Source organism: Solwaraspora sp. WMMD1047 (assembly GCF_029626155.1).
Taxonomy (GTDB): Bacteria; Actinomycetota; Actinomycetes; order Mycobacteriales; family Micromonosporaceae; genus WMMD1047.
Genome location: NZ_JARUBL010000001.1, coordinates 5270505 through 5291458, shown reverse-complemented (window position 1 = coordinate 5291458; position 20954 = coordinate 5270505). Strand labels below are relative to the sequence as shown.

Annotated in this window: 18 protein-coding genes; 10 read left to right on the top strand and 8 right to left on the bottom strand. The window is 72.6% G+C overall.

Annotated elements, in window-relative coordinates:
* Positions 1 to 22 precede the first annotated feature (22 nt).
* Entirely contained in the window at positions 23 to 1405 is a 1383-nt protein-coding gene (locus O7627_RS23955; protein WP_278095725.1) for a cellulase family glycosylhydrolase, read from the bottom strand.
* Between the two features lie 126 nt (positions 1406 to 1531).
* Here O7627_RS23955 and O7627_RS23950 point away from each other — a divergent pair, with 126 nt between their 5' ends.
* Positions 1532 to 2317: a GNAT family N-acetyltransferase gene (locus O7627_RS23950; RefSeq protein ID WP_278095724.1), complete on the top strand. Its 786-nt coding sequence runs from the start codon at positions 1532 to 1534 to the stop codon at positions 2315 to 2317.
* 49 nt (positions 2318 to 2366) lie between these two features.
* Here O7627_RS23950 and O7627_RS23945 read toward each other — a convergent pair whose 3' ends face one another.
* Positions 2367 to 2807, bottom strand: a complete 441-nt coding sequence (locus tag O7627_RS23945; protein WP_278095723.1) for a hypothetical protein — start codon at positions 2805 to 2807, stop codon at positions 2367 to 2369.
* Positions 2808 to 2929: 122 nt separating this feature from the next.
* On the opposite strand from O7627_RS23945, the gene O7627_RS23940 reads away from it, so the two are divergent.
* Both O7627_RS23940 and O7627_RS23935 read left to right on the top strand, forming a co-directional pair.
* Positions 2930 to 3328, top strand: coding sequence for a hypothetical protein (locus O7627_RS23940; RefSeq protein ID WP_278095722.1), 399 nt, complete (start codon positions 2930 to 2932; stop codon positions 3326 to 3328).
* Between the two features lie 167 nt (positions 3329 to 3495).
* On the top strand, positions 3496 to 6669 hold the full coding sequence (locus O7627_RS23935) for an ATP-binding protein (RefSeq protein ID WP_278095721.1): 3174 nt from the start codon (positions 3496 to 3498) through the stop codon (positions 6667 to 6669).
* Here the strand turns inward: O7627_RS23935 and O7627_RS23930 are convergent.
* Together O7627_RS23930 and O7627_RS23925 are read right to left on the bottom strand one after the other, a co-directional pair.
* Positions 6644 to 7519, bottom strand: coding sequence for an LD-carboxypeptidase (locus O7627_RS23930; RefSeq protein ID WP_278098413.1), 876 nt, complete (start codon positions 7517 to 7519; stop codon positions 6644 to 6646). The genes O7627_RS23935 and O7627_RS23930 overlap by 26 nt on opposite strands.
* Before the next feature lie 98 nt (positions 7520 to 7617).
* Positions 7618 to 7818 (bottom strand): helix-turn-helix domain-containing protein, encoded by a 201-nt coding sequence (locus O7627_RS23925; RefSeq protein WP_278095720.1) that lies wholly within the window; start codon positions 7816 to 7818, stop codon positions 7618 to 7620.
* 141 nt (positions 7819 to 7959) lie between these two features.
* On the opposite strand from O7627_RS23925, the gene O7627_RS23920 reads away from it, so the two are divergent.
* Positions 7960 to 8235 carry a hypothetical protein gene (locus tag O7627_RS23920; protein WP_278095719.1) on the top strand — a complete coding sequence of 92 codons (276 nt, stop codon included), beginning with the start codon at positions 7960 to 7962 and terminating at the stop codon, positions 8233 to 8235.
* Between the two features lie 134 nt (positions 8236 to 8369).
* Positions 8370 to 8534 (top strand): hypothetical protein, encoded by a 165-nt coding sequence (locus O7627_RS23915; RefSeq protein WP_278095718.1) that lies wholly within the window; start codon positions 8370 to 8372, stop codon positions 8532 to 8534.
* Between the two features lie 14 nt (positions 8535 to 8548).
* On the opposite strand, the gene O7627_RS23910 is transcribed toward O7627_RS23915, so the two are convergent.
* Positions 8549 to 9388: a helix-turn-helix transcriptional regulator gene (locus O7627_RS23910; RefSeq protein WP_278098412.1), complete on the bottom strand. Its 840-nt coding sequence runs from the start codon at positions 9386 to 9388 to the stop codon at positions 8549 to 8551.
* 145 nt (positions 9389 to 9533) lie between these two features.
* Between O7627_RS23910 and O7627_RS23905 the strand changes: the two genes are divergently transcribed.
* Positions 9534 to 10490, top strand: coding sequence for an SDR family oxidoreductase (locus O7627_RS23905; protein ID WP_278095717.1), 957 nt, complete (start codon positions 9534 to 9536; stop codon positions 10488 to 10490).
* A gap of 22 nt (positions 10491 to 10512) precedes the next feature.
* On the opposite strand, the gene O7627_RS23900 is transcribed toward O7627_RS23905, so the two are convergent.
* The 3 genes from O7627_RS23900 to O7627_RS23890 all read right to left on the bottom strand — a co-directional run bounded on the left by O7627_RS23900 (position 10513) and on the right by O7627_RS23890 (position 13494).
* The gene (locus O7627_RS23900) at positions 10513 to 11136 is read right to left on the bottom strand and encodes a VTT domain-containing protein (RefSeq protein ID WP_278095716.1); all 624 of its coding nucleotides are present in this window, start codon (positions 11134 to 11136) and stop codon (positions 10513 to 10515) included.
* 242 nt (positions 11137 to 11378) lie between these two features.
* Positions 11379 to 12350, bottom strand: coding sequence for a hypothetical protein (locus O7627_RS23895; protein WP_278095715.1), 972 nt, complete (start codon positions 12348 to 12350; stop codon positions 11379 to 11381).
* 136 nt (positions 12351 to 12486) lie between these two features.
* Positions 12487 to 13494: a trypsin-like peptidase domain-containing protein gene (locus O7627_RS23890; protein WP_278095714.1), complete on the bottom strand. Its 1008-nt coding sequence runs from the start codon at positions 13492 to 13494 to the stop codon at positions 12487 to 12489.
* A gap of 198 nt (positions 13495 to 13692) precedes the next feature.
* Here O7627_RS23890 and O7627_RS23885 point away from each other — a divergent pair, with 198 nt between their 5' ends.
* From O7627_RS23885 to mptB, 4 genes are read left to right on the top strand one after another with little or no spacing between them, the layout of a single operon-like run.
* Complete coding sequence (locus O7627_RS23885; RefSeq protein WP_347404670.1) at positions 13693 to 14460, top strand: type 1 glutamine amidotransferase; 768 nt, start codon at positions 13693 to 13695, stop codon at positions 14458 to 14460.
* A gap of 8 nt (positions 14461 to 14468) precedes the next feature.
* The gene (locus O7627_RS23880; protein ID WP_278095713.1) at positions 14469 to 17708 is read left to right on the top strand and encodes a bifunctional [glutamine synthetase] adenylyltransferase/[glutamine synthetase]-adenylyl-L-tyrosine phosphorylase; all 3240 of its coding nucleotides are present in this window, start codon (positions 14469 to 14471) and stop codon (positions 17706 to 17708) included.
* Positions 17701 to 19314 (top strand): hypothetical protein, encoded by a 1614-nt coding sequence (locus O7627_RS23875; RefSeq protein ID WP_278095712.1) that lies wholly within the window; start codon positions 17701 to 17703, stop codon positions 19312 to 19314. Before O7627_RS23880 ends, O7627_RS23875 begins: the two co-directional genes overlap by 8 nt.
* The gene (mptB, locus tag O7627_RS23870; RefSeq protein WP_278095711.1) at positions 19308 to 20711 is read left to right on the top strand and encodes a polyprenol phosphomannose-dependent alpha 1,6 mannosyltransferase MptB; all 1404 of its coding nucleotides are present in this window, start codon (positions 19308 to 19310) and stop codon (positions 20709 to 20711) included. The genes O7627_RS23875 and mptB overlap by 7 nt, the downstream gene beginning before the upstream one ends.
* The last annotated feature ends 243 nt before the right edge of the window (positions 20712 to 20954 follow it).

Genomic DNA, 20954 nt, shown 5'->3' with positions numbered 1-20954 from the left:
AGCGTGGGGACAGGGCGGTGTACTACCGCATGCTCGCCACCACGAACGGTCCGTGCCCACGCAGGTAGTTCGTCCAGCCGCCGGTGACCGGGGCGCCCGGCGAGAGCAGGTTCGTGGTGTCCGTGCCGACGTCGAGCTTCCAGGCGGTCCACGAGATGCTGTTGGCCCGCATCCAGTCGATCCAGGCCTGTGCCTCGGACTGGCAGATCACGCCGTCGAGGCCGCCGTCGGCGTGGCTGGCGCCCCATTCGGTGACGAACAGGGCCAGGCCGGCACGGATGGCGGCGTCGCCCTTGGCGCGCAACTGCGCGCCGTGCGTGCACGAGTAGAAGTGCAGCGTGTACATCAGGTTGGTGCCGGTGACCGGGCTGCTGGCCGCCACGTCCACATCCTGTGACCAGGTGGGCGTACCCAGCACGATGATGTTGTCCGGGTCGGCCGCCCGGATCGCGGAGACCACCGCCTGGTGATAGGGCTTGATCACGCCGGTCCAGCTGACCTGCAGCGGCTCGTTGTACGGCTCCCAGATGACGTTGGGCAGGTGGCCGTAGCGACGGGCCAGGTCGGAGAAGAACGACACCGCCTGGGACTGGTGGTTCTGAGCCTCGTGCGAGTGCCAGTCGACGATCACGTACACACCGGCGGTGACCGCGTTGTTGATGATCGTCTCGACCTGGCCGCGGGCCTTGGTGGGGTTGCTGAGGTAGGCGCCATCCGGCTCCACGCCCATTGCCGCCCGGATCACCTGGAGGTTCCAGTTGTCGCGCATCCAGCGCAACGCCGTCAGGTTCTCCGCGTACGGCTGGGTCTGCCAGTTCAGCCACATGCTGCTGATGCCGCGCAGCTGGATGCGGGCGCCGGACCTGTCGCACATCGCGGTGCCGCAGACCCGCAGTTGGCCGTGTCGGGCGACCGGCGTATCGCCGGTCGGCGGCGGCGTGGTCGGCGGTGCGGTGGTCGGCGGCGGGGTCGTCGGCGGTGCGGTGGTCGGCGGGGTCGTCGGGGTGGTGCCGCCCGAGCACGAGGCCCCGTTGACGGTGCAGCCGGTCGGCGTACCGCTGCCGTTGACGATGAACCCGAAGGAGGTGGAGGCGCCGGCGGAGAGGTTGCCGTTCCAGGCGGCGTTGGTGAAGGTGTACCGGTTGCCGGAGGTGGCCTGCTGTGCGCTCCAGGACTGGGTGATCGTGGAGCCGACGGGTAGGTCGAACTCCACCCGCCAGGAGGTGATCTGCGCGGAGGTGTTGTTGGTGACCGTGAACTGCCCCTGGTAGCCACCGCCCCAGTTGTTGACGATCGTGAAGGCGGCGGTCGCCGCGCTCGCCGGGAGGGCGGTGATGACGACCATGGCAGCGGCGGCGAGGACGCCGACCATGGAGACAGAGATGGCGATAGTCGAGCGTCGCATGATTTCTTCCGCTCACTGTGGGTGGTATCGAAGTTTGTCAAACCCTAGCCGGGAGCGCTCCCATGGTCAATGTCTGGTCGCCAGGGACGGCGGGAGTGCGGCGGCCCGTAGGGGGTAGAAGGGAGGGTGCGCCCTCTTCGTTCGAGCGTCGTCGCGTCCCGGCCCGTCGATTCCACGGACGCCGACCTGACCGACGGACGGTTCGTGCTGCGCCCGGCGACGCGTGTCGACCTGCCGGCGATGTCCCGAGCGCACATCGATTTGCTCCCGATGGGGCTTTTCCCGGCGCTCGGACCCCGGTTTCTCCAGCGCTGGCAGCGCACCTTCCTGGAGTCGCCGCACGGGGTGGGCATCGTCGCCGTCGACACCACCACCCGGCCCGGTGAAGTGGTCGGCCTGGTGCTGGGCGCCACCGACCACCACGCCCATACCGCGGAGCTGGCGAGAAACCGACGGGCGTTGGCGTCCCTCGCCCTCGCCGGGTGCCTGGCGCTGACGGTCCGACCCCGGGTGGCCGTGCGCACCGCGCGATCCCGGCTGCGGCCGCTGGCCCGGCGCCTGCTGCGCATCGGCGTGTTCCCGGCGACAGCGGAGCGAGCGGCGTCGGTCGCGGCCCCGAACGTGGCGGTCATGTCCGTGCTCGCGGTACGACCACAGTGGCGCCGCAGCGGCATCGGGGTGCTGCTGGTCGCCCACTTCGTCGAGCAGGCACGGCTCGCCGGCGCGACCCGCGTCGAGGCGCAGACCTCCACCGGATCTGTCGGAGCGACCGGATTCTACGAGCGTCTGGGCTGGGAAGCCGGCGCGCAGGAGTCGACACCGGACGGCGAAAGCGTCCGCACCTACCACCACCGCCTCGAACCTCCTGACCGCGCCATCGCTGACGGCGAAATGACCGGACGATCGCACTGACGAGGTGAACACCAGTTACCCTAAAACTCGGACGTAGGGTAACTGGCGTTCACCTCGTGCTCGTCCACCGACCGGTGTGACGGTGTCGGCTGGGTTGGGATGGTGGATCTACACTCGCTGACACCTTCGTGGATCGGCGATCATCTTGAGCACTCTGTTCGATGCGGCGCGTGACGGCGACGGTCAGGCCGTGCGGGCGCACCTCGGAGCGGGTGCCGATGTGGCCGCAGCCGACGCGCAGGGTTTCACCGCCCTGCACCGGGCGGTGATGGGTGCCGGGTCGCCCGAGGTGCTGCGGCTCCTGCTGGCAGCCGGTGCGCCAGTGGAGCAGCGCGGCCCGGGTGGACGCACGGCCCTGTATCTCGCGGCGGAGTTCGCGACGACGACCGATGCCGTACAGGTGCTGTTGGATGGCGGAGCGGATCCCGACGTCAGTGATGAGCACGGCAACCATGTCGTCGACAACGCCGGCGCACCGGAGGTCCAGCAACTGCTGTCCGGCTCACCGGCTACCCCGTACCGGCGGAGCCGGCGTCGGCCCCCGAGCCGGTCAAGCTGGGCAACGGGCGGTGGAAGGCAGCCCGTACCCAGATTGACGTTGTTTTTCAGTCGTTGGCCGAAGCCGGGATCGTTGCTCGGGGCGGTGGCGTCGGGCTCTGCTACTACACCGAGCAGGACGGCAAGCGGGCGAAGCGGACCAGCCGGCTGCCCCTCGGTGTGTGGGGCGCGCCGGATGGCGACCAGGACGCCACCACCCGTACCGCGACCCTCGTCGTCGAGCATTTCCGCCAGCACGGCTTCGCGGTGGAGTGGGACGGATCGGGCACGAGCCGTCCCGTTCTCGATCTGCGGAATCCGCTGGCTGGACCAGGCGTGCGTCGGGATCGGGTGGTGACCCGGGAGCAGTTCGCGGATGGGTCGGCAAACGCGCCGGTCGTTGATGCGGCGCGGTTCCGCGCCGATGTGGACAGCGACATGGACCGCGGTTTCCAGGACCCCTATGAGGTCTGAGGTGCGCAGCCTGCTCGATACCAACGTACTCATCCGGTGCCGGCAGATCGCCCACGCTCGGCTGTCGGCGGTGCCGCTTCGCTGACTGCTGGGCCGCCGACGAAGAGGTTGCGTCCGGCCGGCATGCTGGTGCGCGGTAATCGCCCCTGCACGAGGAGTGTCCCGGCATGCCCGAAACGCTCAGCTACACCGACGCCGTACGTCTGCTCGGCGGCGAGCGCAGCAAGGTGGTGACCGCGCTCGACGCGCTCACCGGCGGCGCGATGCTCGCCACCGCGACCTCGGTGCCGGCGGTGCTGGGCTGGTTCGACGCCAAGGCCGAGTTCGTCCGGCTCAGCCACGACCTGGTCCGCCAGGTCGCCGAGCGGCGCAGCGGGCTGTCCCGCTACGACCGCACCGAGCGGCTGGCGGCGGCGCACCGGGTGCTGGTGGTGACCGCCTTCTTCGAGGCGTTCGGCGAGGTCGATCTGCCGTTCCGCCTCGCCGAGCTGGAGCTGACCGGCCGGGAGCAGTTGGGCATCGTCGGCGTCGACACCTTCACCGGTCCACAGTCACTGGCCACCCTGCTGCTGGACCGGCACGTCCCGCTGCCCACCCCACAGCGCTCCCACCGGGCGTACGCCGACGAGCTCGCCGACCGGTACCACGCGGTCGCCGACCGGCTCGCCGGCTTCGTGCGTGGCCTCGCGGTTTGGGAGCGGCTGCCCCCCGCCGACCAGGGGCGGTTCACCGACGTGTTGGCCGGGCTGCCCGGCCGTGCGGTCCAGCGGCACGGCGAACTGGTGGCCCGGCTGGCGGCCGACTTCCCCGAGGTCGCCTACTGGGCCGGGCTGCGTGAACACGAGGAAACCCGCGACGAGGTCCGCTCGGTGGCCACCTCGCTGGCCGCCGTCGAGACCACGCTCACCGCGATCTCCACCGGCCGCGCGCCCGACCAGCGGCGGGAGGCCCTGGCCCGCGCCTACCGGGCCGCACTGGACCGACCGATCGTCGAGGCCGGCGACGTCCCGGCGGGACTGTCGGTGCCCAGCCTCGGCGCGGCGTACCAGCCGCCGCTGTGCCGGATCGCCGAGCTGGGCTCCGGCGCCCGACCCAGCGACGAGACCTGGTGGGCCGAGGCGCCGGTCCGCGCCGACCTGGCCGACTTCCTCACCGGCCACCTGACCGGGCCGGGCGCCACCCGTACCCCGTTGCTGGTGCTCGGCCAGCCCGGCTCCGGCAAGTCGGTGCTGACCAAGGTCCTCGCCGCCCGGCTGCCGGCCGCCGACTTCCTGCCCGTGCGGGTGCTGCTGCGGGAGGTCCCGGCCGCCGCGGACCTGCAGGACCAGATCGAGTACGCGCTGCGTCAGGCCACCGGCGAGCGGCTGGACTGGCCGGCGCTGGTCCGGTCGGCCGGCGACGCGCTGCCGGTGGTGCTGCTCGACGGCTTCGACGAGCTGTTGCAGGCCACCGGCGTCAGCCAGACCGACTACCTGCGCAAGGTCGCCGCGTTCCAGCGGCGGGAGGCCGACCAGGGCCGGCCGGTGGTGGTGGTCGTGACCAGCCGGACCAGCGTCGCCGACCGGGCCGAGGCGCCGGCCGAGACGGTGGCACTGCGGCTGGAACCCTTCGACGACGTCCGGGTCACCGACTGGCTGGCGGTCTGGAACGCCGACAACGCCGAACACTTCGCCGCGAGCGGCGTCGCACCAATGGACCCGGCGACCGTGCTGGCCCACCCGGAGCTGGCCGGGCAGCCGCTGCTACTTCTGATGCTGGCCCTCTACGACGCCGACTCGAACGCCCTGCGGGAGGCGGGCGCGCTGCGCCGGGACCAGCTCTACGAGCGGCTGCTGTACCGGTTCGCCGAGCGGGAGGTGACCAAACACCGGCCCGGCCTGCCCGCCCACGACCTGGCCCAGGCCGTCGAGGATGAGCTGCGCCGGCTCTCGGTGGTCGCGTTCGCGATGTTCAACCGCGCCACCCAGTGGGTCACCGAGGCGGACCTGGAGACCGACCTGGCCGCCCTGATCGGTGCACCCCGCCAGGCCACCGGTGCCGACCTGCGGTCCCCGCTGCGCGCCGCCGAGGTGGTGCTCGGCCGGTTCTTCTTCGTGCACCGCGCCCAGGCGTCGGTCGACGGCGACCGCCTGGAGACCTACGAGTTCCTGCACGCCACCTTCGGCGAGTACCTGATCGCCCGGCTCGTCTGGCGGGTCGTCGGCGCAATGATGGCCCGGGAGAACGCCGCCACCATCGGCTTCGGCACCGCCGAGCCGGTCGACGATGAACTGCTGCACGCGCTGCTGTCGTTCGCGGCGCTGACCGGTCGGGCGCCGATCGTGGGGTTCCTCGCCGCCCTCGCCACCGACCTGGACGAACCGGCCCGCACGCGTACCCGGGATCTGTTGGTCGGCCTCTTCCAGAACGTGCACCATGCCCTTCCCGGCCGTCGGTTCGACGGCTACCGACCCCACCGGCTGCCGGTCCCGGCCCGGTACGCCGCCTACAGCGCCAACCTGCTGGTGCTGGCGGTCTGCACCACCGGCTCGCTGCGCGTCAGCGACCTGTATCCCGAAGACGACCTGGTGACCGCCTGGCACCGGCAGGCGCTGCTGTGGCGCTCCCAACTCAGGACGGAGGACTGGACCAGCCTGGTCGAGGCGCTGCGACTGGAGCGCCGGTTCGCAGGTGCCGCCCGGGACATCGTGCTGGCACTCGCCGACGAGTTCGACCCGGTCGATCCGGGGCCGGTGAACCTGGTCTGGACCTACAACCTGCGGACCCGCCGCCAGGGCGCGAACTTCACTCCGCCGGCCCAGTCCTTCGATCGGCTGCGCCGGGCCGCCAACTTCCAGTGCGGCGTCAACGAGGACCTGCTCCTGCACACCGTGGAACCGGTGGCCGATACCTTGCCGTCGGCGATCAACCTGATGCCCGCGACCTCCGCCGTGAGCGCCCGCACCGCCGCTCACGACCTGCTGCGACTGCTCGCCGGGAACCCGTCCCCCGAGCAGCGCGCCGACCTGTACCGGCAGGCGATCGGCCGCTCGATCCGGCTGGGGCTGCCGGGCATCGAAGTCGAGCGGTACCTTGCGCTCTGCCTTGACCGCATCGCGGTCGACACTGCCATTCCACCCCGGGCCGCCGTCGAGATTCTGGACCTCGCCTGGGACCCTTTCCGCCCCCGCGACGACCATATGCAGGACTCCGTGGCGCAGGCGTGGCTCCGCTGTGCACGCGCGGTTCTTGACCGCGCAGCTGAACCCGATTTCATCTACTTCCACTCGATCGCGTCGAGGAACCCGGAGCTAGCCGACTGGTTCAGGAAGGCTGTCAGCGAACGGCAGGCGAGACGGTGAGGGTGCCGGCGGTGGCGTCCAGTGTCGCGGGGACGCCGACGCCGACGGTGAGTTGGCCGGTGCCGTGGCCGATGGGCAGGCCGCCGAGGACCGGGACGCCGAGGTCGCCGAGGCGGTCGGTGAGCACGTCGGCGATGGTCACCGGCCAGTCGTCGGCGCAGCGGGTGAACTGGCCGACCGCGACCCCGGCGACTCCGGCCAGCAGCCCGGCCCGCCGTAGCTGGGTGAGCATCCGGTCCACCTTGTACGGCGGCTCCTCCACCTCCTCGATCAGCAGGATCGCCCCGGTCAGGTCCGGCAGATCCGGGGTGCCGATCGAGGAGACCAGCAGGCACAGGTTGCCGCCGAGCAGCGGCCCGGTGGCCGAGCCTGGTACGCGTACCGGGAAGGTTTCCTCGGTTTCCGCGGCGGTGACCGTCGCCGGTTCGGCGCCCATCAGCGCGGCCCGCAGTGACTCGGCCGAGGATTCCGGCAGGCGGTGATCCAGCCAGGCCGCCCCCGGGCCGTGCACGGTGGCCAGCCGGGCGCCGTGCCAGAGCGCGAACTGCAGCGCGGTGATGTCGGAGAAACCGGCCACCACCTTCGGATCGGCCCGGACGGCGGCCATGTCGATCAGGTCCACCACCCGCTGGGCGCCGTAGCCGCCCCGGGTGCAGAGCACCCCCCGGACCTCCGGATCGGCGAACGCCGCGTTCAGGTCGGCGGCCCGCAGCGAGTCGTCCCCGGCCAGATAACCCCGCCGGGCGTACGCGTTGGGCGCGAGCACCGGACGCAACCCCCACCCGGTCAGCAGTTCGATGCCCCGGGCCACCCGCTCGGGCCGGGTCGGCCCGGACGGCGACACCAGCATCACCTGGTCACCGGGGCGCAACGCGGGCGGTCGGACCGGGTCGTCCCGCAATGGTTGATCGAGGCTCACAGCGGCCGAGCCTAGCCCGGTCGAGGGGGTCACTCCTCGCGTTGCCGCTTGCGGGTGGCCTGCCACTCCTCGACGTCCTCGGTACGCCAGATCCGGCCAGCCTTCAGGACCACCGCCGGCTCGGGGAAGTCCCGCCGTTTCGTGAGCACCTCCACCCACTGGCGGGACACGCCGAGGTACTCGGCGATCTCGGCAGCTCCCATGATCCGCAACGGCTGGCGTGTGGGCACATAGCGACATTCCCACTAGCAGGGTAGACAACCTTGCTAGGTGTTACACCAATAGCAAGATAACACTAGGGGGTGTTGACTACTCCGGGAGTTCGGTTCAGCGTGGACGGGTCACATCACGACAGCCAGCCGGAGGTGTCCATGCGGCTTCCGCCGTGGGTACGCATCGTGGTGCCAACCGATCCGCCGCCACCCGAGCAACCCGTCACGGTCTGGCTCGACACCGGCTCCGGAACCGGGCTTGAGATCCGGGTCCCCGCCGACGAACGCTGGCGCATCTGGAGAACCGAGAACGGCCACTGCCTGCTGACCGACGCCCACGGCAGGGAGGACCTGGCGGCGTTGAAGATTTTCGACAATGCCCGGGCAGGTTGGGGCTCGGCGAGGTCCGACCCTGACGAGCAGGATGTCCCGTGATCCGCGCGGATGAGCCGGACCGACCTCGTCGGTGGCGTCGCCCGGCAAATCAGAGCCGCCGGTACGGCAGACAGCACCCCGCTGGGGATGTCGTCGACCTCACCCGGGTCGCGGTCGACCTGACATCCCGAACCATGGCCGCGCTGGACGAGCTGTGCGAACAGGGTCAGCTGAACCGGACCGACGTGATCAGCCGGGCGGTTCGGGTGGCCCTGCTGCTGCGTCGCTACGCCGACGACGATGGGGTGACGACGGTGACCGGGCCGGACGGGCGGCAGTTCGACATCGAGGTGATGTGAGCGCCCCGAATCAGTCAGCGCAGCGCTGGGGCGCCGATGACGGAGAGGAGTTGGAGTTTTTCGTAGCTCTCGCTGCCGGGGGCGGCGGTGTAGACGAGCAGCGCGTGCGACTGGATCGGGTCGAGCAGGGTCTGGCAGTTCAGCTCCAGCGGGCCGACCTCGGGGTGGACGAAGCGTTTGACCTCGTTCGGGTGGATGCCGACCTGGTGGTCGTTCCACAGCTCGCGGAACTCCTCGCTCTGCGGGAGAAGGAGGTCGGCGAGCTGCGCGGCCCGGGAGCCGGGTCCGCGCAGGGTGACGTTCTCGCGCAGTCCGGAGGTGAACATCCGGGACAGGAACGCGTGGTCCTCGGGCGCGTACAGCCGGCGGGTGGCCGGGTCGGTGAACCATCGGTAGCCGATGCTGCGGGCCGGGCCGGTGTAGGCGGTGGTGTCGCCGGTGAGGGCGACGCCCAGCGGGGTCTGCCGCAGGGTCTCGCCGAGTTCGGTGACGATCTCGGCGGGGGTGTCGTCGGCGAGCCGGTCGAACACCCGCAGCATGCCGGGGCTGATGTGCTCGCTGACCAAGCCGCGGGCGGGCGGCTGCTGACCCGCGAGCCGGAACAGGTGATCGCGTTCGGCCAGCGACAGGTGCAGACCCTGGGCGATCGAGGCGAGCATCTGCACGGACGGCTGGGGTCCGCGCTGGCGTTCGAGTCGGGCGTAGTAGTCGGTCGACATGTGGCAGAGCGCGGCCACCTCCTCGCGGCGCAGGCCGTTGGTCCGGCGGCGGCGTCCACGCGGGAGACCGACGTCCTCGGGCTGCAGCGCCTCCCGGTGGAGCCGGAGGAACTGAGCCAGTCCGGCCCGATCGATCACCAGGTGCCCCTTTCTCGGTGCTGACTTTCTTTGTACCGCCCGCCCCGATCACGCAGCCACGGATCGGCAGTCCGTGGATAGCCCGGCGGATGAGCGGCAGGCTCGGAACCGGAAGCGCCAGTTCGAGAGCCCAGGAGGCGACATGGCCCGCCGTCAGCCGGATATCACCGTTCCCGACCTGTCCGGGAAGACCGCCGTGGTCACCGGCGCCAGCGACGGGGTGGGGCTGGGTCTGGCGACCCGGCTCGCCGCCGCCGGCGCCGAGGTGATCATGCCCGTGCGGAACCCGCGGAAGGGTGAGGCGGCGATCGCGAAGATCCGCCAGCAGCACCCGGGAGCGGCCCTGTCCCTGCGCGAGCTCGACCTCTCCTCGCTGCGCTCGGTCGCCGCCCTGGGCGCCACGCTGACCAGCGAGAATCGCCCGATCCACATCCTGATCAACAACGCCGGTGTGATGACGCCGCCGGACCGGCAGACCACCGCGGACGGGTTCGAGCTCCAGTTCGGCAGCAACCACCTGGGCCACTTCGCCCTGGTGGCGCACCTGCTGCCACTGCTCCGCGCGGGCCGGGCCCGGGTGACCTCCCAGCTCAGCATCGCCGCCAACCAGAGATCCATCAACTGGGACGACCTGAACTGGGAGCGTTCCTACAGCGGCGGGCACGCCTACAGCCAGTCCAAGATCGCTATGGGTCTGTTCGGGCTCGAACTGCACCGGCGCAGCGTCGCCGGCGGCTGGGGCATCACCAGCAACCTCTCCCACCCCGGTATCGCCCCGACCAACCTGCTGGCGGCCCGCCCCGAGGTCGGCCGGGCCCGGGACACCGTGGGCGTACGCCTCATCCGGGTGCTCTCCCGCAGCGGCATCCTCCTCGGCAACCTGCAGACCGCGCCGCTGCCGGCGCTGTTGGCCGCCACCTCCCCGGACGCCCGCGGCGGTCGACTCTACGGGCCCAGCGGTCCCAGGAACCTGGGCGGCGGACCCGCCGAACACGCCATCTACTCACGGCTTCGTAGCCAGGACGAAGCCAACCGCGTCTGGCAGCTCTCCGAGGAGCTCACCGGAACGTCCTTCCCGACGGCCGTACGCGTTCGTTGACCTGACGTAAAAGCGCAGCCGGTCAGCCGAGGCTGGGGTCGAGCTCAACCGAGCGGTGTGTCACGAGCCGCGGAGTGATCGCAGTGCCGCGCCACTTCTCGCGCAGGGCGAACACACCGGTCAGGACCACTCCGAGCACCATCGCGCTCCCGGCGCCCAGCAGCGGCGAGTCGGCGAAGGTCGCCCCACCCAGCAGGCCCAGGCCGATCGCATACACCGCCCAGGCCGCGCTCGCCAGCGCGGTGAAGAGCCGGAACCGACCCAGCGGGACGGACATCGCACCCGCCGCCAGGGCGGTGGAGGTGCGCCCGTACGGCAGGAACCGGCCGACCAGGATCACGACTGCGCCGTACCGCATCAGCGCACGTTCCGCCTTCTCCTTGACCATCGCGAGATTGCCGTCGGTGACGCGGCCGCCGGCCTTGCGGCCGAGCAGGTACGAGACCCGGTCGCCGGCGATCCCGCCGGCGACCACGGCGGCGGCAAGGGCGACAAGGTTCGGCGAGTCGGTCGCCGACAGCGCGCTCAGGCCGATGACCGCGACTTCGGTCGGCAGGACCGGGATGAATCCGTCGATGGCCACGGCCGCGAAGATGATGATGTAGAGCCAGGGCGAGGAGAGCAGCGGCATCAGGTGGTCGAGCATTGTCGTTCGTCTCCTACGTGTCGCCGGCGTCTGTCGTTCGGAGCCGACGGTAGGTCCCATTTCTTAGGCATTCGTAAGAGCGCGGTCCCCGGCGACGCGCATTAATCCTGCCCTCAGGTTTGTCGGCGACATTGATCGACGTGAGAGCCGACAGCATTCACTTCGGCGTCGCTGGCGGCGGCAAGCCCAGCAGACCGAACCTCGACCTCAGAAGCCGCGGTGACCCGGAGGCTTGCCGTCGGTCACCAGACGGAGGCGGTCCGGATCAGCGGCCAGCCGGTGCCGACGGCGAGCACCACCCGGGATCCGAGCGGCTCCGCCAGGGTGACCGTGACCTGTGGCAGGGCCAGTGCGCCGGTACACGGGCCGCCGGTCGGCGGGTCGGACCGGCCGCCGATCACCACCAGGTCGTCGGTCTCGTACGCCAGTCCCACCGGGTTGCGGTCGCAGCCGGAGATGCCGATCGGGTAGGTCAGGCGGTTGCCGTCCACCCTGGTGAGCCGGGCCGGCGAGGCGAGCTGCGGCGCTTCGGCCCAGGGCGGGACGGACGGCTGCGGCGGCGCGGACAGCGACGCCGGGTCCAGCGCGGCCCGCGCCACCGGCTCGGGCAGCTCCGCCACGGTGAAGAGCCAGGCCGGTACGGTGACCGGCCCCCGGCTGGTGGCGAGTTCGGTGGTGCCAGGGGCGACGGCGGTGACGGTCAGTACCGCGCAGGTGTGCGTCGCCGGGGCGCCGACCGGCGCGGTCGGGTCCGCTCCGGTTCCGGCCGGGGTGGGCACCGGGGCTCCCGGAGCGGACCCGGGCGGGACGGGATTGTCGGGGTGCTGGCACGGCGGGTCGCCCCGGTCCATCGCGGCGTAGGCGGTTCGGGCGTCCACCAGCGGGACCCGCATCGTCGTCCGGTCGGGGAACTCGACCACGGTCGAGCCGGCCGGGTTCGTCGGAAGCGGGGCCCGCAGGCGGTACCAGCCGGCGGCGAACGCGTGCCAGGTGTCGTCGGTGAAGCCGCGGGCGGGCGGCACGGTCAGCTCTTCCAGCGGCACCAGCCCGGTGCGCCACCGGTCGCCGGCCGGACCGGCGACGGCGGCCCGCCAGACGTCGGCGACGGTCCGGGCCCGCTGCTCGAACGCGGCCTGCGGCGCGGCCGACGGGCCGGGATGCTGCCGGGCGCACGCCGTGGCGGTGAGCAGGATCAAGGTCGTGACCAGCAGCATCCGACGCATACCTTCTTCGACCGGAAAGGGCCGGCGGGAGTTCCCCGTCGCGGCGGGCGATTTCTCATCGGCGGAACCGGTGGTGGCGGATCGCCACCACCGGCACCGGTGCCGAAGAGCGGTCATCGATCACAGATCACGGTGAAGCGGCCTCCGCCGCGTTGTACAGGGCGGCGGTGTCGTTGTCGTAGTACGGCCCGTATTCGGGTCCGCTGCCGTCGGAGTTCAGGCTGTACGACTGGTTGCTGACGATGATTCCGAGCGTGCTCGTGTCGCTGTAGTCCCGCAGCCAGGGTCCGCCGCTGGCACCGAAGCGCATGTCGCAGTTCAGCTTCTGGTCCCGGTTGAATATCGACCTCGCGCTGAGCGTGCCCTGGCAGAATGCCTGCTGCTCGTTGTTCTGGAAGTTGCTGGGGTAGGCGATGGCCGTCACGAACGGCCGGCCCGGGTTGACGGTGAGCCCGTTGCCGCCGACGCGGTCGACCACCCGCTGTCCGGCGGCGTTGGTCTGGGTGATCGCCACGGCGTAGTCGTACCCGAGATTGCTGTTGTTCATCCAGGCGCTCTGCGCCCAGAGCTGGTACGCGGGGAAGGCGCCCGCCGGTCCGGCGCCGTTCTGGTAGCCGGGGTAGAAGACCCAGTTCTGCATCCACTGGCCGCCGCTGCCACCGTGCACGCAGTGCCCGGCGGTCATGACCAGCCGGCGCTTGCCGCTGTTGACCGTCCCGGCCGAGCAGGAGTGGTTCGTCCCGGTCACCGGATTGCGGTAGAACACCCGACCCTCGGCGTGGCTGAAGGCGACCGCGACGCTCGCTCCGTCGACCTTCGTCGGTTCGGCGATGAGCCGCTCCTTCTCCGTCGACGCCGCCGGCGGCGCGGCCTGGTCGGATACGGCGGGCGCCACCAGGCGGGCGGGAATGGCGGTGGCTCGGCGGGCCGGCGTCCAGTAGCCGGTGATGATGTCGGCCGCCGCGTTCCCGCTGGCCATTCCGGCGACACCCCGGTCGGCGTCGTACACCGGCACCAGTCCGGAGCTGACCGCGGTCGAGCCGGTGGCCGGTGCCGCGGCGGCCGGTGTCGGCACGACGAGCACGGTCGCCAGGACCAGGCAGATCCCGGCAGCCACGTACCTCGGTTTGTGCATGTGGTTCCTCCCCAGAACGTGCGTACCCGATGGTCGGGTACGACCTCCATGGGAATGCACAATCATCGATCTATTGCGGCTTGGGCAAGGCATCTGACTCATTGCCGATTCAACGCTGGACTCCGCCGGACGCGGCAATAAATCCTTGGGACACCACGTCGTCGGCGGGTGCCCGGTGGTACCCGATAGCCTCGACGGGTGGGAACCGCACTGGTGATCGAGAACGACCCGACGGACGACGCCCGCCGGCTGGGGGAGTGGCTGACCGAGGCCGGGCTCAAGCTGCGCATGCTGCGGCCGTACGCCGATGACGTGCTCCCCGCGGACCTGGCGGGCTTCGCGGCGCTGGTGGTGCTCGGGGGTGAACAGCACGCCTACCCGCACCCCGACGGCAGCCCGGGGGCGCCGTGGTTCCCCGCGCTGGAGGGGCTGCTCCGCAAGGCGGTCCGGCACCGGGTGCCGACCCTGGGGGTCTGCCTCGGTGCGCAACTGCTGGCCAACGCGCACGCCGGGCTGACCGAGCGCAGCCCGGCCGGACCCGAGGCCGGGCCGGGGCTGGTCGGCAAGCGTGACGTTGCCGACCAGGACCCACTCTTCAAGTACGTACCGATGGTCCCCGACGTGCTGCAGTGGCACGCCGACGAGGTCACCGAGCTGCCCAGGGGGGCGGTCCTGCTGGCCGCCTCGACCCGCTACCCGCACCAGGCGTTCCGGCTCGGTGACCGGGCCTGGGGGCTGCAGTTCCACATCGAGTGCGACACGGCGATGATCGCCACCTGGGCGGCCGGTTCGACGATCCTGGCCGAGCTGGGCTACGACCCGGACGCGGTGGTGGCCGCCTGCGACGAGATCATGGTGGACGTCGAGGAGGTGTGGCAGCCGTTCGCGGCCCGGTTCGCCGCGCTCGCGCTCGGCGAACTCGACGACGCCGGCTCCCGGCGTACCCTGCCGCTGCTCGGACAGTAGGGACGGCGATGACCAGACCGACGAGCGCCAACGGCCGGCTCGCCCGGTACGGCTTCGGGGTGGGCGGGGCCGAGTACGGCGCCCGGGCCGGCGACCTGCTCGGCCCGGACGGGCTCGCCCTCTGGGACGGCACCGCCCAGGAACCGGTGGACCGGGCTGCGGCGGACCTGCTCGCCGCCCTGTCGAGGGCCGCCGACCCGGACCTGGCGCTGCGCCAGCTGCACCGGATCGTGGAGGCCGAGCGACGCTCCGGGACCTCGACCGTGATCAAGGCGCTGCACGCCGACCCGGGGCTGCGCCGACGGCTGGTCGCCGTGCTCGGCGCCTCCTCGGCGCTCGGCGACCACCTGGTCGCCAACCCCGACCAGTGGAGCGCCCTGGCCACCGGCAAGGACGGGCTGGCGCCGGCCGCCGACGGCCGGCTCGACCCGACCGGCTGGCGTCCCGACCCGGCGCCGTCGACCCAGCCCGAGTCGGCGCCGTCGACCCAGCCCGACCCGGCGCCGTCGAACCCGCCCGACCCGGCGGGCTCGAAGCCGACGCCGGCGGGGGCGCGGAAGCTGCCGCCGGTGGCCGCGCTGCGGCGGGCGTACCGGCTGGCGCTGTTGCGGATCGCGGCGGCCGACCTGACCGGCGGGCAGGGGCTGGAGCAGACGATGGCGGCCCTGTCGGGGCTGGCCGACGCGACCCTGGCCGCCGCCTACGAGATCGCGGTGGGGGAGTTGCCGGCCGGCACCGCCGAGCCCCGGTTGGCCGTGGTGGCGATGGGCAAGTGCGGCGGCAACGAGCTGAACTACGTCTCCGACGTGGACGTCATCTTCGTCGCGGCCGGCGACGAGGACCTGACCGCCGGCACCACCATCGCCACCCGGCTGATCCACATCTGCGGGCTGGTCGCCTGGCCGGTGGACGCCGCGCTGCGCCCGGAGGGCAACCGGGGGCCGCTGGTCCGCACCCTCGGCAGCCACCTGGCCTACTACAAGCGCTGGGCGCGTACCTGGGAGTTCCAGGCGTTGCTGAAGGCCCGGCCGGCGGCCGGCGACGCCGAGCTGGCCCGGGAGTGGATCGAGGCGCTGGCGCCGCTGGTCTGGCAGGCCGCCGAGCGGCCGGAGGCGGTCGAGGACGTCCGGTCGATGCGTCGCAAGATCATCGAAAACGTGCCGCCGCGCGAGGTGGAACGCGAGATCAAGCGCGGGCCGGGCGGGCTGCGCGACATCGAGTTCGCCGTCCAGCTGCTGCAACTCGTGCACGGCCGGGGCGACGAGACGCTGCGGGTGCCCGGCACCGTCCCCGCGCTGCGGGCGCTGGTGGCCGGCGGGTACGTCGGCCGCGCCGACGGCGAGGCGCTGCTACGCGGCTACCGGTTCCTGCGCGCCATCGAACACCGGCTGCAACTACAGGCGCTGCGCCGCACCCACACCGTCCCCAACGACCCGGCCGGGCTGCGCTGGCTCGCCCACGGACTCGGCTACACGGCGCTGCCGGGCCGCGACGCCGTCGAATCGTTCCGCGCCGACTGGGTCGCCCACGCCACCGAGGTACGCCGCCTGCACGTCAAACTCCTCTACCGGCCGCTGCTGGAGTCGGTGGCCCGGGTGTCGGCGGAGTCGCTACGGCTGACCCACGAGTCGGCCCGCAAGCGGCTGGAGATCCTCGGCTTCGCCGACCCGGCCGGCGCGCTGCGCCACCTGGAGGCGCTCACCGGCGGCGTCACCCGCACCGCCGCCATCCAGCGCACCCTGCTGCCGGTGCTGCTGCAGGACTTCGCGGACGCGCCGGAGCCCGACCGGGGCCTGCTCAACTACCGACAGGTGTCGGACAAGCTCGGCGGTACGCCGTGGTACCTGCGGCTGCTGCGCGACGAGGGACCGGTCGCCCGCCGGCTGGCCCGGGTCCTCTCGCTGTCCAGATACGCCGCCGACCTGCTGGCCCGTGACCCGGAGGCGCTGCGCCTACTCGCCGACGACGGCGAGCTGACTCCGCGCCCCGCCGACGTGCTCTGCGACGGCCTGATCGCGGCGGCGGGCCGGCACCTGACCGGTCGCGGCCCCCGGCCGGCCGATCCGGTCCAGGCGATCCGGGCGGTCCGCGCCCTGCGCCGCCGCGAACTGTTCCGGCTGGCCTGCGCCGACCTGCTCCGGCGGGGCGGCTCGCTGGCCCCGCCGGCCATCGCGGAGCCGTTCCGCGCCGGGCCGGCGGTGTTCGAGGGAACGGTGCTACCCGACGGCTACGGCGACCCCGAGGGCTCCACCGTGCCGGACGGGGCGATCGAGCTCGGCGGCCCGATCGCCGCCTCGGAGATCGTCTCCGTCGGCGCGGCGCTCTCCGCCGTCACCGACGCCACCCTGGCCGCCGCGCTGCAGGTCGCCCGCGCCACCCAGACCCCGATGCCCGGTCTGCGGTTCGCCATCATCGGGATGGGCCGGCTCGGCGGGTACGAGTCGAACTACCTCTCCGACGCGGACGTGCTCTTCGTCTACGACGCCCCGCCCGAAATCGCCGAGGGCGACGCCAGCGCCGCCGCGCACGCCATCGCCGAGGAGCTGCGCCGGCTGCTCGGCATGCCCGCCCCCGACCCGCCGCTCGGCGTCGACGCCGACCTGCGCCCCGAGGGCCGCCAGGGGCCACTGGTCCGCAGCCTCGCCGCCTACCAGCAGTACTACGCCCGCTGGTCGAAGGTGTGGGAGTCGCAGGCGCTGCTGCGGGCCCGCTGGGTCTGCGGCGACGCCGACCTGGGCGCCGAGTTCGAGGCGATGGCCGACCGGATCCGCTACCCCGACGGCGGGCTGACCCGGGAACAGATCATCGAAATCCGGCGGATCAAGGTCCGGGTGGAGAACGAGCGGCTGCCCCGGGGCGCCGACCCGGCCACCCACACCAAGCTCGGTCGGGGCGGGCTCGCCGACGTCGAGTGGGCCGTCCAGCTGACCCAGCTGCGGCACGCGGGCGCCATCCCGGCGCTGCGCGGTACGCGCACCCTCGACGCGCTGGTCGCCGCCCGCGACGCCGGCCTGATCGACCCGGCCGACACCGCCGCGATGGCCGCCGGCTGGACCCTGGCCGCCCAGGTCCGCAACGCGCTGATGCTGGTACGCGGCAAGGCCGGCGACCAGCTGCCCCGGCACGGGGTCGAGCTGGCCGGGGTGGTCCGGCTGCTCGGCGGCGAAGACCCGGGGGAGTTCCTGGACGACTACCTGCGTACCGCCCGGCGGTGCCGGTCCGCCGTGGAACGCGTCCTCAGTGCCTGAACCGCCGCACGCGCCGAACGCGCCGCACGCGGCGGGCCGGCGGGTGGTGCCGGTCGCGCTCGCGCTGGCGGCGGCGCTGGCGGCGGCGTTCCTGGTCGCGCCGCCGCTCGGTACCGACCTGGCGGCGCAGGAGGCCCGCGCGAGCTTCTTCGACCGGCACGGCTTCACCCCGATCGATCTAGGCTGGTACGGCGGGGTGAACCAGTTCGGCTACAGCCTGGTCAGCCAGGTCCTCGGGGCGTGGTTCGGGCCGCCCGTCGTGGGCGCGGTCGCCGCGGTCGTGTCGGCGGTCGCCTTCGCCCACCTGCTGCGCCGGACCGCCGCCCGGCGGCCGGTGCTCGGTGCGGTGCTCGGCGCGGTCGTGCTGGTCGGCAACCTGGTCAGCGGCCGGATCACCTTCGCGGTAGGACTTGCCTTCGGCCTGCTCGCGCTGGCGACCGTGGCGGGGACGGGCGGGGGACGGGCGGCCCGGTTGCCGGTTGCCGCGCTGCTTGCCGCGCTTGCCACCTGGGCGAGCCCGGTCGCCGGCCTGTTCGTGGGCCTGGCCGGCGGTGCGCTGCTGCTCGCCGGATGTCGCCGGCCAGACGGCGCCGGGTGGCGGGACGATCGGTGGCTGCCGGAGGCGTTGGTGCTCTGCCTGGCGCCGGTGGTGGCGCTCGCGCCGATGGCGGTGCTGTTCGGCAACGGCGGCCGGCAGCCGTTCACGGCCGAGTCGATGCGGATCAACATCGCGCTGGCCGTGCTCGTCATCGTGGTGCTGCCCGCCGGGCGGCGGACGCTGCGGATCGGGGCCGCGCTGACGATCGTGCTGCTGCTGCTGGCCTACCACCTGCCCAGCCCGATCGGCTCCAACGCGCTGCGGTTGCCGATGCTGTTCGCGGTGCCGGTGCTGGCCGGGTACGCGACGCTGGGGCGGCGCTGGCTGGCCGGGCTGCTGGTGGCGGTCGTCTGGTGGCAGCCGCCGGTGATGACCTCGGACCTCGCCTGGGCCGGCGCGGCGGCCAGCGGTGCGGACTTCTACCGCCCGCTCGCCGACGAGCTGCGCCGACGCGCCCCGGTCGGCCGGGTCGAGGTGGTGCCGCTGCGCGACCACTGGGAGTCCCGCCACATCGCCCCGGTCGTGCCGTTGGCCCGGGGCTGGGAACGCCAGGTCGACGTGGACCGCAACCCGCTCTTCTACACCGACCCGATCGACCCGGCCGACTACCGCGACTGGTTGCGCGACAACGCGGTCAGCCTGGTCGCGGTCGCGCCGGACAGCCCACCGGACCGGTACGCCCGCGGTGAGGCCGCGCTGATCGCCACCGGGCTGCCGTACCTGCGCCAGGTGTGGCGGGACCAGACCTGGCGGCTCTACGCGGTCGACGACCCGGAGCCGCTGGTCGCCGCGCCGGCCCAGCTCGTCGAGTCCACCGCGGCGGCGGTCCGGTTCCGGCTCGACCGACCGGCCGACGTACTGGTGCGGGTGCGCTGGTCACGCTGGCTGACGCTGACCGGACCCGGCGGCTGCCTGGCGCCCGGCCCGGACGGCTGGACCAGGGTCCGGGCCACCGCGCCGGGAGAGCAGACCCTCTCCAGCGGCTTCCGCCCGGGACCGACGTGCTGACCGATCGGGTACGGCTGCGCGGCGTGCGTTATGCCGGCCTGGCCGGTTCGGTCCTGCTCGCCCTGGGCGCGTATCTCGGTGGGGTCTTTCCCACCTGGCAGCCGGACGTGACCCCGGCGAGCATCTGGCGCGGCGACCACGGACCGGTGATCCTGGCCTGCTGGCTGGTGGGTACGGCGCTGCTGACCGGCGCCTGGTGGTGGGGTCACGCCATCGTCACCTCCACCAGGTGGGCCTACCTGACCGCCGGGCTGTGGTTGGTGCCGCTGCTGGCGGTGCCGCCGCTGGGCAGCCGGGACGTCTACTCGTACGCCTGCCAGGGTTGGGTCTTCGCCGACGGTCAGGATCCCTACGCGGCCGGGGTGGCCGAACTCGGCTGCCCCTGGCTGGACTCGGTGTCGCCGATCTGGCGCGACTCGCCCGCCCCGTACGGGCCGCTGTTCGTGCTGCTCGCCGGGGTGGCCGCGGCGGTCGGCGGGACGCTGGCCGGCACGGTGGCGATGCTGCGCCTGGTGGCGCTGCTCGGGATCGTGCTGACGGCGGCCTGCCTGCCGGTCCTGGCCCGCCGGGCCGGGGCGCCGCCCGCGCGGGCCGCGTGGTTGGCCCTGGCCAGCCCGCTGGTCGGGGTGCACCTGCTGGCCGGTGCACACAACGACGCGTTGATGGTCGGCTTGATGGTGGCCGGGTTGGCGGTCGTCGCCACCTGGCCCGGCCGGACCGGACCGCTGCTGGCCGGCGGTGGGCTGCTCGGGCTGGCGGTCGCGGTGAAGGTGACGGCGGTGGTGGTCGTCCCGTTCGCGGTGCTGCTCGCAGTCCGCGGCGGATACCGTCCGGCCGCGCTGGCCGGCGCCGGCGTCCGGGTGCTGGCCGGCGGGCTGGCCGCCCTGCTCGGCGTGGCGGCGGTCAGCGGCCTGGGCTGGGGATGGGTCGACGGCCTGGCCCGCAGCGGCGACTCGGAGCAGTGGACCTCACCGCCGACCGCCGTCGGGCTCACGGTCGGCTACCTGGCCCGGCCGTTCGGCGCCGACTGGGACGCGGTGCCGGCGGTCCGGGCGGTCGCGGTGGTTGCCCTCGCGGTGCTGCTGGTGGCGCTCTGGTGGCGGGCGGTGCGCCGCCGTACGCCGTTGCTCGGTGCCGGCCTGGCGTTGGCCGCGACGGTCGCGTTCGCGCCGGTGTTCCACCCCTGGTACGCGTACTGGCCGCTGGCGGTGTTGGCGGTGACCATGTTGCCGGCCCGGTGGCTGCTCGCGCCGGTGAGCACGATCGCCTTCCTGACCCTGCCGGACGGGACGAACCTGGCCCGGTTCAGCAAGTTCCCCGGTGCCGTGGCGATCACCGCGATGGCGGCCGTAGCGGTGATCGTCGTCGCCCGGCGGGCGCTCGCCACCCGGTCGTAGAGGTTGACCGCTGTCACTATCCTCGGGGCGTGGCGGAGATCCTGTTCAGTGTGCAGTCGCGGCCCGGTCATCTGAATCTGGGCCGGCGGCAACCAGCGTAAACCCGCCCTCACCACCGGTCACGCCGCGTGGAACGTCGTCCTGCTGCCGCGGATCATCGGGAAGATGGGCGGTCCCGCCCCGAATTGACCTGCCACCTGATGGAAATTGGCGTGTCGCCGGGCGGGACCGGGGTGCGAGGGT